The following is a 14,895-nucleotide window of genomic DNA, read 5'->3' as shown; positions in this document are numbered from 1 at the left end:
CTCGGCATCTCCAAATCCACTGTCAGCGAGATAGCCAGCTACGCGCGCGTGGCCGGCGTGGACTGGGCACTGGCCCAGAGCCTGAACGACGACGAACTCCAGGCCCGGCTCTACAAGCCACCCGTGGCGCGCGAGTCCCGGCACCTTGAACCCGACCACGCCCACATCCACCGCGAACTGCGCCGACCTGGCGTGACGCTGCAGTTGCTTTGGGAGGAATACCAGCAACAGCACAGCGGGCAGGCGTACAAGTACAGCGCCTTCTGCGAGAAGTACAAGGCCTGGGCCCGGCGCCTGCAGCGCTCCATGCGCCAGACCCACACGGGCGGTGACAAGCTCTTTGTGGACTACGCCGGCCAGACCGTTCCCGTGGTGGATGCTGACACTGGCGAGATACGCCAGGCCCAGGTCTTCGTGGCCGTGCTGGGCGCATCGAACTACACCTACGCCTGCGCCACCGCCAGCCAGAAGGCCACCGACTGGGTGGCCAGCATCATTAGCGCGCTGGAGTTCATCGGCGGCGTGCCCCGCCTGCTGGTGCCTGACCAGCCGCGCGCCCTCATGGCCCGACCCGACCGTTACGAGCCCACCGCGCACCGCCTGCTCGAAGAGCTCTGTGCGCACTACAGCCTGGCCGTGATGCCCGCGCGCCCGGCCAAGCCACGCGACAAACCCAAGGTGGAGGTCGCTGTGCAGGTGGTCGAGCGCTGGATTCTGGCCAGGCTGCGCCACCAGACCTTCTTCAGCCTGGCCGAGCTCAACCGGGCGATTGCCGCCTTGCTGGTGGACTTGAACCAGCGCGCGTTCAAGAAGCTGCCGGGCAACCGCACTAGCGCCTTCGCCGAACTCGACCGGCCAGCCCTGCGCCCCCTGCCGCCGGTGCGCATGCCCATCGCGCGCTTCAAACCCGCCCGCGTCAACATCGATTACCACGTTGAGCTCGATGGCCACTACTACTCGGTGCCCCACGCCCTGGTGGGTGAGCCGGTGGAGTTGCGCATCACGGCCGGCACGCTCGAAGTCCTGCACGGCAGCAAACGCGTGGCCGCCCACGCCCTCAATCCCCGACGGGGTGCACACACCACCACGCCCGAGCACATGCCGGCCTCGCACCGGGCGCACCTGCAGTGGACGCCGGCCAAGCTCATCGCCTGGGGTGAGCGCGTGGGCGCGGCCACCGCCGCCGTGGTGCGCTGGCAGATGGAGCACCGCCAGCATCCCGAGCAGGGTTACCGCTCCTGTCTGGGCCTCATGCGCCTGGGCCGTGAGTACGGGGCTGACCGGCTGGAGGCCGCCTGTGCGCGGGCGCAGTCGATTCGCTCACCGTCCTACAAGAGCATCGCCTCCATCCTGGGCTGCGGCCTGGACCAGCGGCCGCTGGATGCGCCGATGGCCGCACAGGCGAGCCTGCCGCTGCACGAGAACGTGCGCGGGCCGGGCTACTACCACTGAACTCCAACGTGCAAGCAAACCTAACAAGGAAGAACCATGCTCAACGAACAGACCTTGAACCAACTGCGCGCCCTGCGCCTGGACGGCATGGTGGCCGCCCTCAGCGACGCGGCCACCCACATCACGGCCAGCGAGCTGCCCTTTGAACAACGCCTGGCGCTGCTGGTGCAGCGCGAGGTGGACTGGCGTGACAGCAAGCGCCTGGAGCGCCTGTTGAAGGCGGCCCGCCTGAAGGTCTCCAGTGCCTGCCTGGAGGACATCGACTGGCGCGCCAGCCGGGGCCTGAGCCGAGAGGTCATCACCAGCCTGGCCGGCGGGGACTGGCTGCGCCATGGCCACAACGTGCTGCTCACCGGCGCCACCGGGTGCGGCAAGACGTGGCTCGCCTGCGCACTGGGGCAGCAGGCCGCGCGCCTGGGCTTCTCGGTGCTCTACACCCGCGCGCCACGGCTGCTGCAGGAGCTGCACGTGGCCCACGGCGATGGCAGCCTGGGCAAACGGCTGGCGCAACTGGCGCGGCTGGACCTGCTCATCCTGGACGACTTCGGCATCGCGCCGATTGCCGCGCACGAGCGAAACGACCTGCTGGAATTGCTGGACGACCGGGTGGGCACGCGCTCGACGCTCATCACCAGCCAGTTGCCGGTGACGGCCTGGCACGCCTGGCTGGACGAGCCCACGCTGGCCGACGCCATCCTGGACCGCATCGTGCACGGCTCGCACAAGATAGCCCTCAAGGGCGAGTCGATGCGCAAGCTCACCAAGGCCGTCTGAGCCGGCCGCGCCGACCGCCATTCCACGCTGATGGCGGACACTTCGGCTACGATTTGAGCGTCACTCAGGACACCCGCGCAACGTGTCCGCCATCGCCTGGAACGCTGTCCGCGATGGGAATGGAATCACTGTCCGCCATCAGTGGAATGCGCAGCTTCGGCTTTGTCGAGATGGCTTCCGCCGAGAACGCCCAGGCCGCCATCAGCGCTTTGCACGGCAGGTCCGTCGATGGACGCTCGATCGTCGTCAACCTGGCTCGCCCCCGCGAAGAGGGTCGTGGTGCGGGTGGCCATGGTGCCCAGGGCTACCGTGCAGCCGGCCGTTCGGATGTCGGCTACGGCGATGGCGGCTACGGCGGTGGTCGCTACTGAACCCAGCCGCACCGCAGAAAGACCGGCCCATCTGGGCCGGTTTTTTTCGCCTCCACCGGCCCGCTGTGGACCGCCGCCCAGCCTCTGGGCCGATGGCGCTGTGCCCCATCCTCGTTCGGTCCCTTCAAGGGTCTGCGCGCTTGTCCGCGGCGATGCGGACGCGATTGCGCCGCCTCGTTGCCGTTCGTGATCGCTGCACTATTCCCGCGGCACCACCTCGGCCGGGGGATCCACCGGCGCGCCTGCGTCCGCAGTCGGCGGGGTACCCGATAGGGCAGCCGTGTCGCCCCCCGGCTGGGCGCCGGGCTGACTGCCAGCCTCCCCGTTCGCTTCCGGGGCTGCCGGCTTGCGGCGCACACGCTTGAGTACGGACGGACCCATGGCGTGCTCCATGGCCTCGTGCGCAGCGTCAGCCCCGCTCCCTGGTTCCGCCGCCGGGAGGATGGGATCGGGCTCGCCCCCGGACTGGCTGGCATTGCCGACGTCGAGCGCGGCGGCATCGTCCATGCGCGGTTCGCCGGCCGCTGGCGCAACCGGCCGAGGGGCCACCTCGCCCAGATCTCCATCACGCGCCCCCATTGCATTCATGCGCCTGCGCAGACCGGTGGCCTGCCGGCGCGCCGAATTGGCGATGTCCTTGATCTGGCGCTTCAGCGCGGCGCGCTGGATGTCCAGCTCCTGGGTGCTGATGACCTCATGGATCTCCAGCGTCTGCAGCAAGGGCATCAGCTGGTCGAGCTGGTTGAGCACCTCGAGGTACCGCCGCCCGCTCGAGGACAGGATGCCGACCTCGATCTCCAGCGGCTGCGTGTCATAGGTCGCGAAGCTGCTGATCCCATGGGCCTTGAAGAGGGCCTCCGCGCCGTCGAGCGCCTGGTTGAGCCTGTTCTTGACCGCGTCGATGTCGGCGCGCAGCGAGGTCTCCTCCCTCTCGACGTCCTGGTGGTCGATGCGCGTGCGCGCGATCACGGAAATGAAGTGGGCGTTGAGCTGCAGCGTGTTGAACATGCGCACGAACAACCGCTTGGCCTCCGCGCTCGTGAAATGCGTGCGGACCTTCAGGCTCGCCGCCTCGACCCTGCGGAAGTCGGCCTTGGCCTCCCGCGCCAGGATGCGGGCGTTGACCGCGCCCTGGTCCGTCTTCACGATCTGGATATCAGCCATCGCCGCCTCCGGTGCTTCGGTTCCTGCGGCCGATCTTCGGCGCCCGCCGCGCGCGCCGCCACCCGAAATCCAACCCGAATCCGGCGCATTTCGGCGACAGCCCGCGCGGGCGGCGCCGGGCGCCTTGACCCCGCCCCGCCGTCCCGCTACGGTGCTGTCCAACGGTAGCTGGCCCGCGGGCCCGGCCCGGCGGACACCCCGACCGGACGGATCCCGACTGCGAGCCCTGGAGCATTGGCCGCGCGCACGTCCGCGGCACCGGCAGGAACAGGCTTTCGAGGCAAGCGCCTGGCCTTGCGCCGAAAGCTCTTTCCGACCGGTAGCTGGCACACCGATCACGGCGGATCACCCGCCTACCTACAAACCAGCCTGGGTCCATTGACCCGCGAGCCTCGGCGCCATGCCGAGAGTATTCACCCCGAGGGGCACCCGCCCCTCACGGGGATTGGGCTGCCTCCTCCCTTCCTGGAGTCAGCCATGCCGACAAGCATTGCATCCCGCCGCCCGCGCGCGCCAGCGTCCGCGGACGTCTTCTACATCCTCCCCAGCACCGCGCTGGCGGGTGCCTCGATCGTCGGGGCGCCCGACTGGTCCGACATCGATCCCGACGGCGACGACGACGCGCACGAATGGACGGTGGAAGAGATCGTGTATCTCCATTGGCGCCTGCTCAAGGACGTGCGCGATCTGGCGAACACGAGAACGCCGCTGGACGAGAAGCTCGCGACCCTGGGCTGGATCTTTACCGACCCGGAAAAGGACCGCCTCCCCTTCTCGTTCGTCAACTGCCTGCGCGTGGTGGGCTGCAGCCCGCTCTCGCCCATCGCCTATTGCGGCCGGGTGGACAGCGAGGAGATCCGCGATCACATCGCGCGCAACGTGAAGGGGTGGCTGATGGAGTCGCTCGCACGCTACCCGCGCTGGGTGGCGGAGGCGTTCGCAAGCAACCCGGGCTGGATCGAGGCTCGGCTCGCCCGGAACCCCCAGTGGATCAACGAGCAGATCAAGTGGCTCTCGTTCCAGGGCGACCTCTTCGCCTGATCCCCCTCTTCCTGGAGCCCGCGGACGCGGGCTCCGCAACCCAAGGAGATGCCATGTCTTCATTCGAAATCATGCTGTGCCTCGTGCTCGTGCTGGCCGCCTACGGCGTCGCCGCGCGATGGGACGACGAGGCAGCGCGGGCCGCCCGCGCCGAGTCCCGGTGCACGGCCTCGGCTGCCGCGCCGTTCCCCGGCGCGGGCCCGGCCCGGCGCCGGTGCGCAGACCTCCCCGCCAGGGAAACCTCCGGACAGAGGGTGGAGCCATGACACAGGCAGCCACCTTCGCGCGCTCCCGGCCGCTGGTGCCGGTCTGCGACACCGCGGAACTCGAGTTCCTCATCAAGGAAAGCGAGATCGTCACGGGCATCGCCGGCCGGACCTTCGTGGTCCTCGGCTCGCGCATCCAGTCCTACCGCATCGCACTGCGGCCCAGCGGCTACCTGCTGCGTTCGCAGGACGGCGAGGCCATGGCTGCCGACACGCGGTACGTGAGCGCCGCCGACTGGCCGGACCACCCGGTGTCGCGGGCGCTGCAGGCCGGCCTGCTGTTCACGTTCGAGATCGGCCGTTAGGCCAGCGCCATTGCCGCGCGGGAGGTCCGGTCCCCGGGGCCGCCTGCGCGGGCGCCACATCCATTGGAGGAAAAACATGCATCGCATAGAACCACTTGGGCAGCCCGCACGCGCGCGGCCGCCCGGAACGCACAGGACGTCGCCATGACGGAGACGGAATACGAGCTGCGCATCGAGGACGTCAAGGCACGCGCCCACGGCCGCTGGGACGAGATCCTGCGCTGCCTGGGCGTGGACGAGCGCATCCTCAAGCACAAGAACCTGCCGTGCCCCCTGTGCGGCGGCACGGACCGGTTCCAGTACACGGACCGATACGGCGAAGGCAACTACCACTGCCGCAACCGGGATTCTTGCGGGCCGGGCGGTGGCTTCAAGCTGCTGCAGGCTCTCAAAGGCTGGGACTTCGTCACCACGCTCAAGAAGGTCAACGAGTGCGTCGGCGGCCTGCCCGCCGCGACCGCGTCCCACGCGCAGCCGGCCGGCGCCGAGCGCATGCTGCTGCTCGCGCGCCGCATCTGGGACGAAGGCCTGCAGATCCGGCGGGGCGACGAGGTGGACCGCTATCTCTGCGGCCGCGGGCTCGGGATGGACGTCTATCCGAGCGCGCTGCGCTACCACCCGCGCCTGGGCTACTACGAGCGCGGTGCCGACGGCAAGACCCGCCGCGTGGCCGAGTACGCCGCGATGCTCGCGCGCATCGACGGGCCGGACGGCCAGCTGGTGTCGCTGCACCGCACCTACCTGAGCGGCGGGCGCAAGGCGGCCCTGCCCGATGCCAAGAAGGTCCTGACCGCGGGCATCAACGGCGCGGCCATCCGCCTGTTCGAGCCCACGGAGGTGCTCGGCCTCACCGAGGGCATCGAGAACGCGATCGCGGTGCACCTGCTCAAGGACATCCCGGTCTGGCCCGGCCTGAGCGCGGGCAACCTGGAGAGGATCTGGCTGCCGGACACCGTGCGGCGGGTGCTGATCTTCGGCGACAACGACGCTGACGCCGACTTCGACGGGGAGGCCAGTTCCTACTTCCTGGCGCGCCGCCTGCGCAAGGAGGCACGGCACGGCCCCGCGCGCGAGGTCGAGGTCCACATCCCGCGCAAGCCGGGCGCCGACTGGGCCGAGGTCTGGTGGTCCATCGTGCAAAAGATGAGACGCGCCGCGTGACGGCGGGGTCCCGGCGAAGGCGCCGCCTTCCCGGGCCATCCCGGACGGGTCCGACCGGAGGTCGGACCCGCCTTCTCGGTGACTTTCGCCACAGGCGAGGTCAGCGACAAGGCATTGGAGCATCTCCCGGAGCATCGCTCCGCTGGTAGCTGCCAGACCAAGCCGCGCATCGCGCGGCGAAGGCAGCCCTGGAGTTGGCACGCGGCATCCGTCGCGCGCACCGTGAAGCGGCGAACGCCGCTTCGTTCACCACCCCGCGGGGACCGTTCCCCGAGGGGAGGCGCGTCCCCGCATTTGTCTTTGGAGATTCAAATGCGCAATGGACGAACCCTCGAGGAGCTTGCTCGCGAACTGACGCGCCAGCTCGAGACCAAGAAGGACCTGGTGCTGCCCCCGTCGGCGATGCGGCACGAGACCGACGGACAGGGCGAGACGCGCCTGGTCATCGACCATCCCGATGGCGGCCGCTTCGCCGTCACCGAGCTCGCGCGCCGCCAACTGGCCGGCAAGCTGAACATTCCCTATGCGTACTTCGAGCGCATGCGCACGGAGCAGCAGGACCTGCTGGATCGCAACGTCAACACCTGGCTGCAGTGCGACGAAGGACACAAGATGGTGCGAACCCTGGATGGCCAGGCCCGCGCCTTCCTGTCCGACCGCTACCGGCGGTTGGACAACTACGACCTGGCCAACGCGGTGATCCCGATCCTGGGCGGCCTGCCCGACGTGCGCTTCGAGTCGATGGAGCTCACGCCCACGAGGATGTACATCAAGGTCGTGGTTCCGCCGCTGGCCTACACGATGGCACCCGGCGACATCGTGCAGGCGGGCATCGCGATCACCAACTCCGAGGTCGGGCACGGCACGCTGTCGGTGCAGCCGCTGCTGTACCGCGTCCTGTGCAGCAACGGGCTGATCGTTCCCGAGCGCGCGCTGCGCAAGACCCACATCGGGCGGGCACTGGGCGCGGAGGACAATGCCGTCCAGGTCTACAAGGAAGACACGCTCCTCGCAGACGACCGGGCGTTCTTCCTCAAGGTGCGCGACGTCATCCAGGACGTGGTGGCCGAAACGACCTTCCTGGAAGCGGCCCGCAAGATGCAACGGACCCAGGGCATCCAGCTGCGCGGCGACCCCGCAAAGAGCGTGCAGGTGCTGGCCAACCGCTACGAGCTCAGCGATGGGGAGCGCGCCGGCGTGCTGCGCCATCTGGTCAGCGGCGGCGAGCTCTCCGGCTACGGGCTGGTGAATGCCGTGACGCACTTCAGCCAGGAGATCCCGGACTACGACCGGGCCACCGTGTTCGAGGAACTGGGGGGCAAGCTCATCGAGCTGCCGGCCCGCGAGTGGGAAGGCCTCGCCGCAGCAAGCTGAACCGCAGCGGCGCACGGGCATGGCCCCATCCCCGGCCCCGGGGATGGGGCCCCTCGCCGCAGTCGGCGGTGTGCGGTCAGCGCGGCGCCTGCCGCGCCGAGCCCCTCCAGAACTTGCGGACCTGGATGACGCCCTCGACCCGTCCGAGCACCTTGAGCTGACGCCGGGTGCTTTCGGCGGCGTCCTTGATGACCGTCTCCGGATACCGGGTGTTGGCACAGCCCAGCACCAGGCCCGTGCCCAGCCGGTATTCGAGCGTGCGCACGAGTTCGCGCCCGTCGCAGGCGATCAGATAGTTCCCGTTGCCGCGGAACTCGGTGACCGCGAAATCGACGAACAGCGTGTCGCCATCTGCGATGTCCGGCTCCATATCGTCGCCGTGCATCCGCCTGGCGCAGCAGCCATACATCTGGTCGCGCACCTCGCTCGCCACATCCTGCACCCACTCCTCCGGCTCGCCGTCCGGCGCGGCGGCGGGTTCCGTCGGGGCCAGGGCCTGGCGCAGGGACCGCTTCTCGCCCAGCAGCCCCAACAGCCACGAGGGGTCGCCGTCCATGCCCGTGCACAGCAGCTTGAAAGAGGCGAGGTCCGGCAATCCCGGCGCCGTGCAGTCGATCCAGCGGCGCGTGGTCTGGTAGGCCCGGCCGGTGATCTCCGCCAGGTGCACGGCCTGCTTGTGCCCTTCCGGGATCCGGGCATCGCGCAGGCGCTCTAGCAGCCGGGCCTTCAGGCTGACGGACAGCGCCGCGTCCTCGTCGGCGCGCCCATCCGCTGCCTGCACTTCCAGTTCCCGGGATTTGGTCCTCGATGTCTTGTTCATTTCGCTCTTTGCCATGCCACCCAGCTTTGCCACGATTTCGTGACCGTCAACCGCTCCATCGTCCGCCGCCACCCCGAATCTGCCGGTTTCCAGGCCACATCGGTACCTGTCGAAACAATTTAGAGCAATTTCTATTGAAAAAATCACACTTCAGAGCATAAGCTCTAACCTGCCTGCACGCGCATGCAGGCGGAACCTGGCGCGAACCTGCCTGCAGCCAATCGGCGCCGAGCACGGCACGTCACCTCGCCCCCAGGGGGCACACCAAGGAGGAGGTACCCATGGTCGCCATCGATCTCTCGGAGGTCCAGCTTTCCAACCTCACGCTCTTGCTGACGATGCGCGACAGCATCAGCCGCGACCCCACCCTGGCCTGCGGGCTGTTTGGACTGCGCGAGCCCGACGCCCGATACCTCGCCTCACTGTCCAGCACACAGATTCTCGCCATCGTGGCCAACGTTGGCAACGAGACCCTGTTCGCTCCGCGCGCCGACCTGTTCACCCTTCTGCGCTCGCCCCTGCCACTCGCCGGCGCCCTCTGCGCCGTCCATCCGCCTGCGCCGATCCTGCCCGCTGCTCCGGTGGCGGCCGCCGAGCAGGCGCCCTGCATGTGACTGCGACATGGTGCCGCCGCCCCCCTTGCCGACCGCTCCGGTACGCCACGCGGAGCGCCAGCTCCAGCGGCTCGGGCTCGCCAGGGAATGCGCGCAGCTCGGCGCGCGCCTGCGCACGATCGAGATCGTGAGCGGACTCCACCAGCGCCAGATCCTGCGCCTGCTCCATGCCGACCACTGCGTGCCGCCGCGCGGGCGCTCGCCCGAGACGCCGGAGTGGTACCACGGCGGCACGCTGCTGGACCGCACGGAGGCATCGGTCTTCGCAAGCCTCTACCGGCGCCTGCGCGGCCTCGACTTCGACCCGGCCCAGGCGTTGCTGGGCGCGTACCGCCACTATCGCGGCATCTGCCGGCGCACGCCCCGGCTCAGCTTCGATCGGGCTTTCGACCTGGCGCGGCACCTCGACGGCATCTGGAATGCCAAGGAGGTCTGCTTCTCCCTGGTCACCTGTGCCGTCTGCGGCAGCGAACACCTTGCCGAGGCGGGCGCCGCCGCGCACGCGGCCGGCAACTGCCCCTTCTGCAAGCTGATGGTCCGCTTTCCCCGCGACCCGCGGGTGCAGATGAGCTTTCCCACGCCACCGCTGCCGGACCCGGCCTGCCTGCAGTGGCGCCTCGCTCCGAACGCACGGCTGCACACCTCGCGCGACTGACCCTGCCGCGGCGGATCCGCCCGCGCGCCCACCTCGCCGGTTGCCGGCACCACCCCCGTACAGAGGAAGGACACGCACACGGACGGAGGACCGGCCATGCAGCCCGTCGACGCATTTCCACCAAGAGAAGCCCCTGCGGGGCAGCCCGGCGATGCCGCGCCGGAGAGTCCCGCAGCCGTGCCACCGCAGGCGCCAGCCGCCTTCGCCTACCCCGCGGTGGATCCGGGCTTCCCGGCGCTTGGACTCGACGAACTGCTGGCGGCGCACGCGAATCTGCTGTCGCGCATCAAGATCTGCTACGGCACCGATCGCCCGACCTTCGAGCGCGATGTGCTGCCGCTCGTGCGCCGCTATGCGGCGTTCGTGCACCTACTGCCAGCCACGCCCGCCAACTACTTCAATGTGCCGGGCGGCCTTCTGCAAGTGGGACTGGAAACGGCCTTCTTCGCGCTCCAGGGAACGGACGCACACATCTTCTCGGGCCGGGCCACGATCACGACGCGCCGGCACCTGGAGCCGCGCTGGCGCCTGGCCACGTTCATCGCAGGCCTGTGCGCTGAAGTCCACCGCACGCTGGGCCAGGTGATCGTGACCGACCACGCGGGCAGCGAGTGGCAGCCCTATCTGCTCGGCCTGCACCCGTGGCTGTCGCAGCATGCCGTGACGCGCTACTACCTCAAGTGGATCCCGAACGCCCCCGACAGCCCCGGCCTCTCGCTGTTCGTCCTGCCCCAGATCGTGCCGGTGGAGACGCTGCAGCATCTGGCCCAGGGCAACACGGTGGTGGTCCCGCACATGATGGCAAGCCTGTCGGGGATGCCGCTGTACCGCGAGCACAACATCCTGGCCGAGCTGGTCCGCCGCTCCGCGGCCCTGGTCATCGACCGGTTCCTCAAGGCCAGCGCCGACCGCTACGGCAAGCCCCAGCTCGGATCGCACCTGGAGCGCTATCTCGTGGATGCGCTGCGCCGCCTCGTTGCGACCCATCCCGCCTGGCTGCCGAACAGCGAGCGTTCCCGCGTCTGGTACGGCCGCGACGGGCTGTTCCTCGTCTGGCCGAACGCGGCCGCTGACGTCCGCAAGCTGCTCGAAGCCGACCAACTGCCAGGCGTCCCGAAGGCGCCCGAGACGATGCTGGAGGTGCTGCTCGGCGCAGGCGTCTTCGAAACGCGCGCCGACGGCAAGCCGCTCTGGACGATCGCGCCCCCCGGCGCCAAGACACCGCTGGAAGCGGTCAAGCTCGCCGCGGCCGCTGCCGTGCTGGCCGGCCTCGAACCCAGGCCCGAACCGCTGGCAGACGCGCTCGCCGCCGAGCTCGGGGCCGCCCCGGAGGGCAGTGCCGCGCCCACGCCCACGCCCACGCCCGCGCATTCCCGCGCGCCCGGCCCGCTACCCGCGGCGTCTCCAAGGGCCGAGCCGCACCAGCTCGAGTTGCCGGTCAGCGCCCTCGGCGCCGCAGGCCCAGGGACGCCAGCGCCCGAGACCGGCGAACGGGCGGCGGACACCGGGGGCCCCCAGTCGACCGTCCAGGGCGCATCTGCGAGCGACGCCTCCTCCGCGGCGCAAGCGGACCCTCCCGTCGCGCCCTCCCTGGCCTTGCACGCCCCGATGCGCCTGGCTCCGCACGTGCGCGCGGCCCTCGTCGACATCGTCGACGCCCTGAACACCGGCAGCGCCGCTCCGATGGCCGCAGCGACGCCCGCCGGCCTGTTCGTGGCGCTCGCGGAATTCGAACGCCGACATGTCGAGCCGTCGCTGGCGCTGCGCGCGCTGCGCGAAGCACGCATGCTGGCGGGCGGCGGCGACGGACCGGCGCCCACCTCGACCTGGGTGTTCGGCGGCGAGGCATGCCTGGGCCTGACCATCGCGCCGCCCTTCGTCTCGGGAATGGAGCCCGCGGCGGACGCAGGCAGCGGGAATCGCTGAGATGCTCGTACGCCGCTACGAGATGCCCTGGCGGCGCGCCTACGAGGGCTATGCGTGCCTGGCGTGGTACCTGGCGTTCGCCGTGACCCTGTTCGAGGCCGCGGTACGGGCGCTGCCATGGCTGCTGGCGGCGCCGATGGCGATCGCCTGCCTTCTCGCCGCGCTTGCCAGAACGGCGCAGGCCCTGCGCGTGCTCGTCGTCCGTGCTTCCCTTTCCGGCCACGCGATGGAAGTCATCGTCCCCGCCCAGCTGGAAAGGCTGCTCGCAGGACCCGACAGCGTCTACATCGGCCAGGGCTTCGAGTGGCAGCCTGTCCATTCCCAACGCCTGTACGAACTCGCGAAGATCGACTACCGGGACTATCTGGTCCCGCCCGCCCTGCTGAAGCTGCTGGGATACCGCGTCGATCCCCAGCCGGACGCCGAGATCGGCCTGCCGTACATCCACGGCGTCGAGCCGCAGGAGCGGCCGCTGTACCGGCCACTGCAGAACATGGAGGGGGGCACCCTGCTCGTCGGGACGACGCAGGCCGGCAAAGGCGTCGCGCTCGCCAACCTCATCACCCAGGCGGTGCGGCGCGGCGATGTCGTCATCGTCATCGACCCCAAGAACAGCCACCGCCTCAAGCGCGTCGTCAAATGGGCCTGCGAGCGCTATCGCGAGCCCGACACCTTCCTGGAATTCCATCCCGCCTTCCCCGAGACGGGGATTCGCATCGACTTCACCTTCAACTGGCAAAAGCCCAGCGAGGTCGCCTCCCGCATCCAGTCCATCATGCCGCCGGACACGGCCGGTGCCTTCAGCGCCTTCGGCTGGGACGCAGTGAACGTGGTCGTCCAGGGCCTCGTGGAGTTGGAGGAGCGCCCCAACCTGCTCAAGCTCACGCGCTACATCGAGGGCGGCATCGAGCCGATCCTGGAGGCAACGCTGCGCCGGCACTATGCCGCCATGCTGGGGCCCGGCTGGCGCGAAGTGCCCGAGATGAAGAAGCTGCTGCACGACGCGCAGCGCGGGAACATCCGCCGTCCCTCCGAGGCATCGAGCAACGAACTGCTCGGGCTTGTCTCGTACTACGAGCACCATGTCCCGGAGGCGCAGCGCACGAAGACCATCGACGCGCAGGTGCGGACCTTCAGGCACGACCGCGAGCACTACCAGAAGATCACGGCCAACCTGCTGCCGGTGCTGTCCATGCTCACCTCGGGCGACCTCGGCAAGACCCTCTCGCCCGATCCCTTCGATGCCGACGACACGCGCCCCATCATGAACCTCGAGAAGATCGAGCAGGCGGGCCACGTGCTGTACATGTGCGTGGACTCGCTGCCCGATCCCTCCGTGGCGTCGGCGATCGGAGCGCTCGCGCTCGCGGACCTCGCCGCGCGCGCCGGCATGCGCTACAACCTGGGCGCCTACCGGCGCATCTCGCTGTTCGTGGACGAAGTCTCCAACGTGATCAACCTCCCCCTGATCGAGATTCTCAACAAGGGCGCCGAGGGAGGCATCTACACCACCTGCGCGATGCAGACGCTGGCGGACCTGGCGCGGCGCCTCGGGAGCGAGGACGCGGCGCGCATGGTGAGCTTGTCAGAAATTTTGTGTGTGAGGCATAGCATGTCGACAAGGAGCATGAATGCCACGCAAGACCAAACCCACCGCTTTGGCGGACCAGGCGGCACAGCCGCAATTTCACATCCCGGCCGAGCTGCTTGACCAGTTGGTGACCGGGCCCATGACGCCGGGCCAAGTCCAAGGGCTGTTCGATCAGTTCAAGAAGTCAATTCTTGAGCGGGCGCTGGGCGCCGAGATGAGTCATCACCTAGGCTATGCGCCCGGCCAAGCCAAGCCCACAGGCGGATCAGCCAACCACCGCAACGGCAAGAGCACCAAGACCGTACTGACCGATGTGGGGGCGCTGCGCATCGATGTCCCACGCGATCGCGAAGGCAGCTTCGAGCCGCAGCTCATTGGCAAGCACGAGCGGCGCTTTACGGGTTTCGACGACAAGATCATCGCCATGTACGCACGCGGCATGACGGTGCGCGAGATCCAGGGTTTCCTGGCTGAGATGTACTCGGTGGACGTCTCGCCCGAGCTCATCAGCCGTGTCACCGATGAGGTGATGGGCGAGGTCACGGCCTGGCAGACACGGCCGCTGGAGGCGATGTACCCGGTGGTGTTCTTCGATGCGCTGCGGGTCAAGATTCGCGAGGATGCGGTGGTGCGCTCCAAGGCCGTCTACCTGGCGCTGGGCGTACTGCCTGACGGCTCGCGCGACATCCTGGGAATCTGGATCGAGAACACCGAGGGGGCGAAGTTCTGGATGAAGGTCTTCAACGATCTGAAGACGCGCGGGGTGCAGGACATCCTGATTGCCGTCACCGACGGCCTCAAGGGCATGCCAGAGGCGCTGGGCGCAGTGTTCCCGGCGACGACGCTGCAGACCTGCATCGTGCACCTGATCCGGGGTGGCCTGGACTTTGCGTCATGGAAAGACCGCAAGGCGCTGGCCGCAGCCATCAAACCCATCTACACCGCGGTGAGCGCCGAGGCGGCCGAGGCCGAGTTGGATGCGTTTGCGGCCGGCCCCTGGGGGCAGCGGTTCCCGACCGTGGTCAGCGCCTGGCGCCGGGCCTGGGACAAGGTCATCCCGTTCTTCGCCTTCCCGCCCGAGGTGCGGCGCGTGATCTACACCACCAACGCCATCGAGAGCGTGAACGCACGGCTGCGCAAGATCATCAAAACGCGCGGCCACTTCCCCAGCGACGAGGCGGCCACCAAGCTGATCTGGCTGGCGCTGCGCAACATCACCGCGGACTGGGGGCGGGCGGCCAACCACTGGAAATCAGCGATGAACCAATTTGCGATCCTCTACGAGGACCGATTTACCAGATCGGGCCAGTAAGATCACCAAGCCGCCTCACGATTGAGTGACGGATTCAACAGCCTCACACACAGAAATCCTGACACTCCC

The 14,895-nt window shown here is 68.9% G+C and carries 14 protein-coding genes and 1 pseudogene; 13 read left to right on the top strand and 2 right to left on the bottom strand.

All coding sequences use genetic code 11. The features are described from left to right. The 3 genes and pseudogenes from istA to BV908_RS20750 form a co-directional block, all read left to right on the top strand. Positions 1–1,452 (top strand): IS21 family transposase (istA, locus tag BV908_RS20760; RefSeq protein ID WP_103737366.1); only part of this gene is annotated, 1,452 nt, incomplete at its 5' end. A gap of 36 nt (positions 1,453–1,488) precedes the next feature. Beyond that, a complete protein-coding gene (istB, locus tag BV908_RS20755; protein ID WP_011805003.1) occupies positions 1,489–2,226 on the top strand; it encodes an IS21-like element helper ATPase IstB in 738 nt (245 codons plus the stop codon). Positions 2,227–2,375: 149 nt separating this feature from the next. After that, a pseudogene (locus BV908_RS20750) lies at positions 2,376–2,597 on the top strand (RNA-binding protein); the annotation flags it as partial. Between the two features lie 198 nt (positions 2,598–2,795). Here the strand turns inward: BV908_RS20750 and BV908_RS22870 are convergent. Then, positions 2,796–3,761 (bottom strand): DUF1845 domain-containing protein, encoded by a 966-nt coding sequence (locus BV908_RS22870; protein ID WP_242455310.1) that lies wholly within the window; start codon positions 3,759–3,761, stop codon positions 2,796–2,798. Between the two features lie 477 nt (positions 3,762–4,238). Here BV908_RS22870 and BV908_RS20740 point away from each other — a divergent pair, with 477 nt between their 5' ends. The 5 genes from BV908_RS20740 (at position 4,239) to BV908_RS20720 (ending at position 7,908) form a co-directional block, all read left to right on the top strand. Then, positions 4,239–4,802, top strand: coding sequence for a hypothetical protein (locus tag BV908_RS20740; protein WP_059400287.1), 564 nt, complete (start codon positions 4,239–4,241; stop codon positions 4,800–4,802). Positions 4,803–4,855: 53 nt separating this feature from the next. Continuing rightward, on the top strand, positions 4,856–5,068 hold the full coding sequence (locus tag BV908_RS20735) for a hypothetical protein (RefSeq protein ID WP_103739100.1): 213 nt from the start codon (positions 4,856–4,858) through the stop codon (positions 5,066–5,068). Then, positions 5,065–5,373 (top strand): hypothetical protein, encoded by a 309-nt coding sequence (locus BV908_RS20730; RefSeq protein WP_059400285.1) that lies wholly within the window; start codon positions 5,065–5,067, stop codon positions 5,371–5,373. The genes BV908_RS20735 and BV908_RS20730 overlap by 4 nt, the downstream gene beginning before the upstream one ends. 144 nt (positions 5,374–5,517) lie before the next feature. Beyond that, the gene (locus tag BV908_RS20725) at positions 5,518–6,534 is read left to right on the top strand and encodes a toprim domain-containing protein (protein WP_059400284.1); all 1,017 of its coding nucleotides are present in this window, start codon (positions 5,518–5,520) and stop codon (positions 6,532–6,534) included. 312 nt (positions 6,535–6,846) lie between these two features. Next, on the top strand, positions 6,847–7,908 hold the full coding sequence (locus BV908_RS20720) for a DUF932 domain-containing protein (protein ID WP_059400283.1): 1,062 nt from the start codon (positions 6,847–6,849) through the stop codon (positions 7,906–7,908). 76 nt (positions 7,909–7,984) lie between these two features. Here BV908_RS20720 and BV908_RS20715 read toward each other — a convergent pair whose 3' ends face one another. Continuing rightward, entirely contained in the window at positions 7,985–8,728 is a 744-nt protein-coding gene (locus BV908_RS20715; RefSeq protein ID WP_146052311.1) for a S24 family peptidase, read from the bottom strand. 281 nt (positions 8,729–9,009) lie between these two features. Here BV908_RS20715 and BV908_RS20710 point away from each other — a divergent pair, with 281 nt between their 5' ends. From BV908_RS20710 to BV908_RS20690, 5 genes are all read left to right on the top strand, one after another. Then, positions 9,010–9,342: a hypothetical protein gene (locus BV908_RS20710; RefSeq protein WP_059400281.1), complete on the top strand. Its 333-nt coding sequence runs from the start codon at positions 9,010–9,012 to the stop codon at positions 9,340–9,342. 7 nt (positions 9,343–9,349) lie between these two features. After that, positions 9,350–9,997: a FlhC family transcriptional regulator gene (locus BV908_RS20705; RefSeq protein WP_059400280.1), complete on the top strand. Its 648-nt coding sequence runs from the start codon at positions 9,350–9,352 to the stop codon at positions 9,995–9,997. 96 nt (positions 9,998–10,093) lie between these two features. Further along, positions 10,094–11,923 (top strand): MobH family relaxase, encoded by a 1,830-nt coding sequence (gene mobH / locus BV908_RS20700; protein ID WP_082136756.1) that lies wholly within the window; start codon positions 10,094–10,096, stop codon positions 11,921–11,923. Between the two features lies 1 nt (position 11,924). After that, positions 11,925–13,634, top strand: coding sequence for a conjugative transfer system coupling protein TraD (gene traD / locus BV908_RS20695; protein WP_246867564.1), 1,710 nt, complete (start codon positions 11,925–11,927; stop codon positions 13,632–13,634). Further along, on the top strand, positions 13,555–14,826 hold the full coding sequence (locus BV908_RS20690; protein WP_047350851.1) for an IS256 family transposase: 1,272 nt from the start codon (positions 13,555–13,557) through the stop codon (positions 14,824–14,826). Before traD ends, BV908_RS20690 begins: the two co-directional genes overlap by 80 nt. Positions 14,827–14,895: the final 69 nt, after the last annotated feature.

This window comes from Diaphorobacter sp. LR2014-1 (genome assembly GCF_002916785.1).
In the GTDB taxonomy this organism is placed as follows: domain Bacteria; phylum Pseudomonadota; class Gammaproteobacteria; order Burkholderiales; family Burkholderiaceae_C; genus Diaphorobacter; species Diaphorobacter nitroreducens.
The sequence above is the reverse complement of the archived record's forward strand: the minus strand, read 5'-3'. Positions and strand labels throughout refer to the sequence as shown.

Excerpts from the sequence above, each read along its gene's own strand:
- istB (WP_011805003.1), top strand. The coding sequence starts at position 1,489 with ATGCTCAACGAACAGACCTTGAACCAACTGCGCGCCCTGCGCCTGGAC.
- BV908_RS22870 (WP_242455310.1), bottom strand. The coding sequence starts at position 3,761 with ATGGCTGATATCCAGATCGTGAAGACGGACCAGGGCGCGGTCAACGCC.
- BV908_RS20740 (WP_059400287.1), top strand. The coding sequence starts at position 4,239 with ATGCCGACAAGCATTGCATCCCGCCGCCCGCGCGCGCCAGCGTCCGCG.
- BV908_RS20735 (WP_103739100.1), top strand. The coding sequence starts at position 4,856 with ATGTCTTCATTCGAAATCATGCTGTGCCTCGTGCTCGTGCTGGCCGCC.
- BV908_RS20730 (WP_059400285.1), top strand. The coding sequence starts at position 5,065 with ATGACACAGGCAGCCACCTTCGCGCGCTCCCGGCCGCTGGTGCCGGTC.
- BV908_RS20725 (WP_059400284.1), top strand. The coding sequence starts at position 5,518 with ATGACGGAGACGGAATACGAGCTGCGCATCGAGGACGTCAAGGCACGC.
- BV908_RS20720 (WP_059400283.1), top strand. The coding sequence starts at position 6,847 with ATGCGCAATGGACGAACCCTCGAGGAGCTTGCTCGCGAACTGACGCGC.
- BV908_RS20715 (WP_146052311.1), bottom strand. The coding sequence starts at position 8,728 with ATGAACAAGACATCGAGGACCAAATCCCGGGAACTGGAAGTGCAGGCA.
- BV908_RS20710 (WP_059400281.1), top strand. The coding sequence starts at position 9,010 with ATGGTCGCCATCGATCTCTCGGAGGTCCAGCTTTCCAACCTCACGCTC.
- BV908_RS20705 (WP_059400280.1), top strand. The coding sequence starts at position 9,350 with ATGGTGCCGCCGCCCCCCTTGCCGACCGCTCCGGTACGCCACGCGGAG.
- mobH (WP_082136756.1), top strand. The coding sequence starts at position 10,094 with ATGCAGCCCGTCGACGCATTTCCACCAAGAGAAGCCCCTGCGGGGCAG.
- traD (WP_246867564.1), top strand. The coding sequence starts at position 11,925 with ATGCTCGTACGCCGCTACGAGATGCCCTGGCGGCGCGCCTACGAGGGC.
- BV908_RS20690 (WP_047350851.1), top strand. The coding sequence starts at position 13,555 with ATGCCACGCAAGACCAAACCCACCGCTTTGGCGGACCAGGCGGCACAG.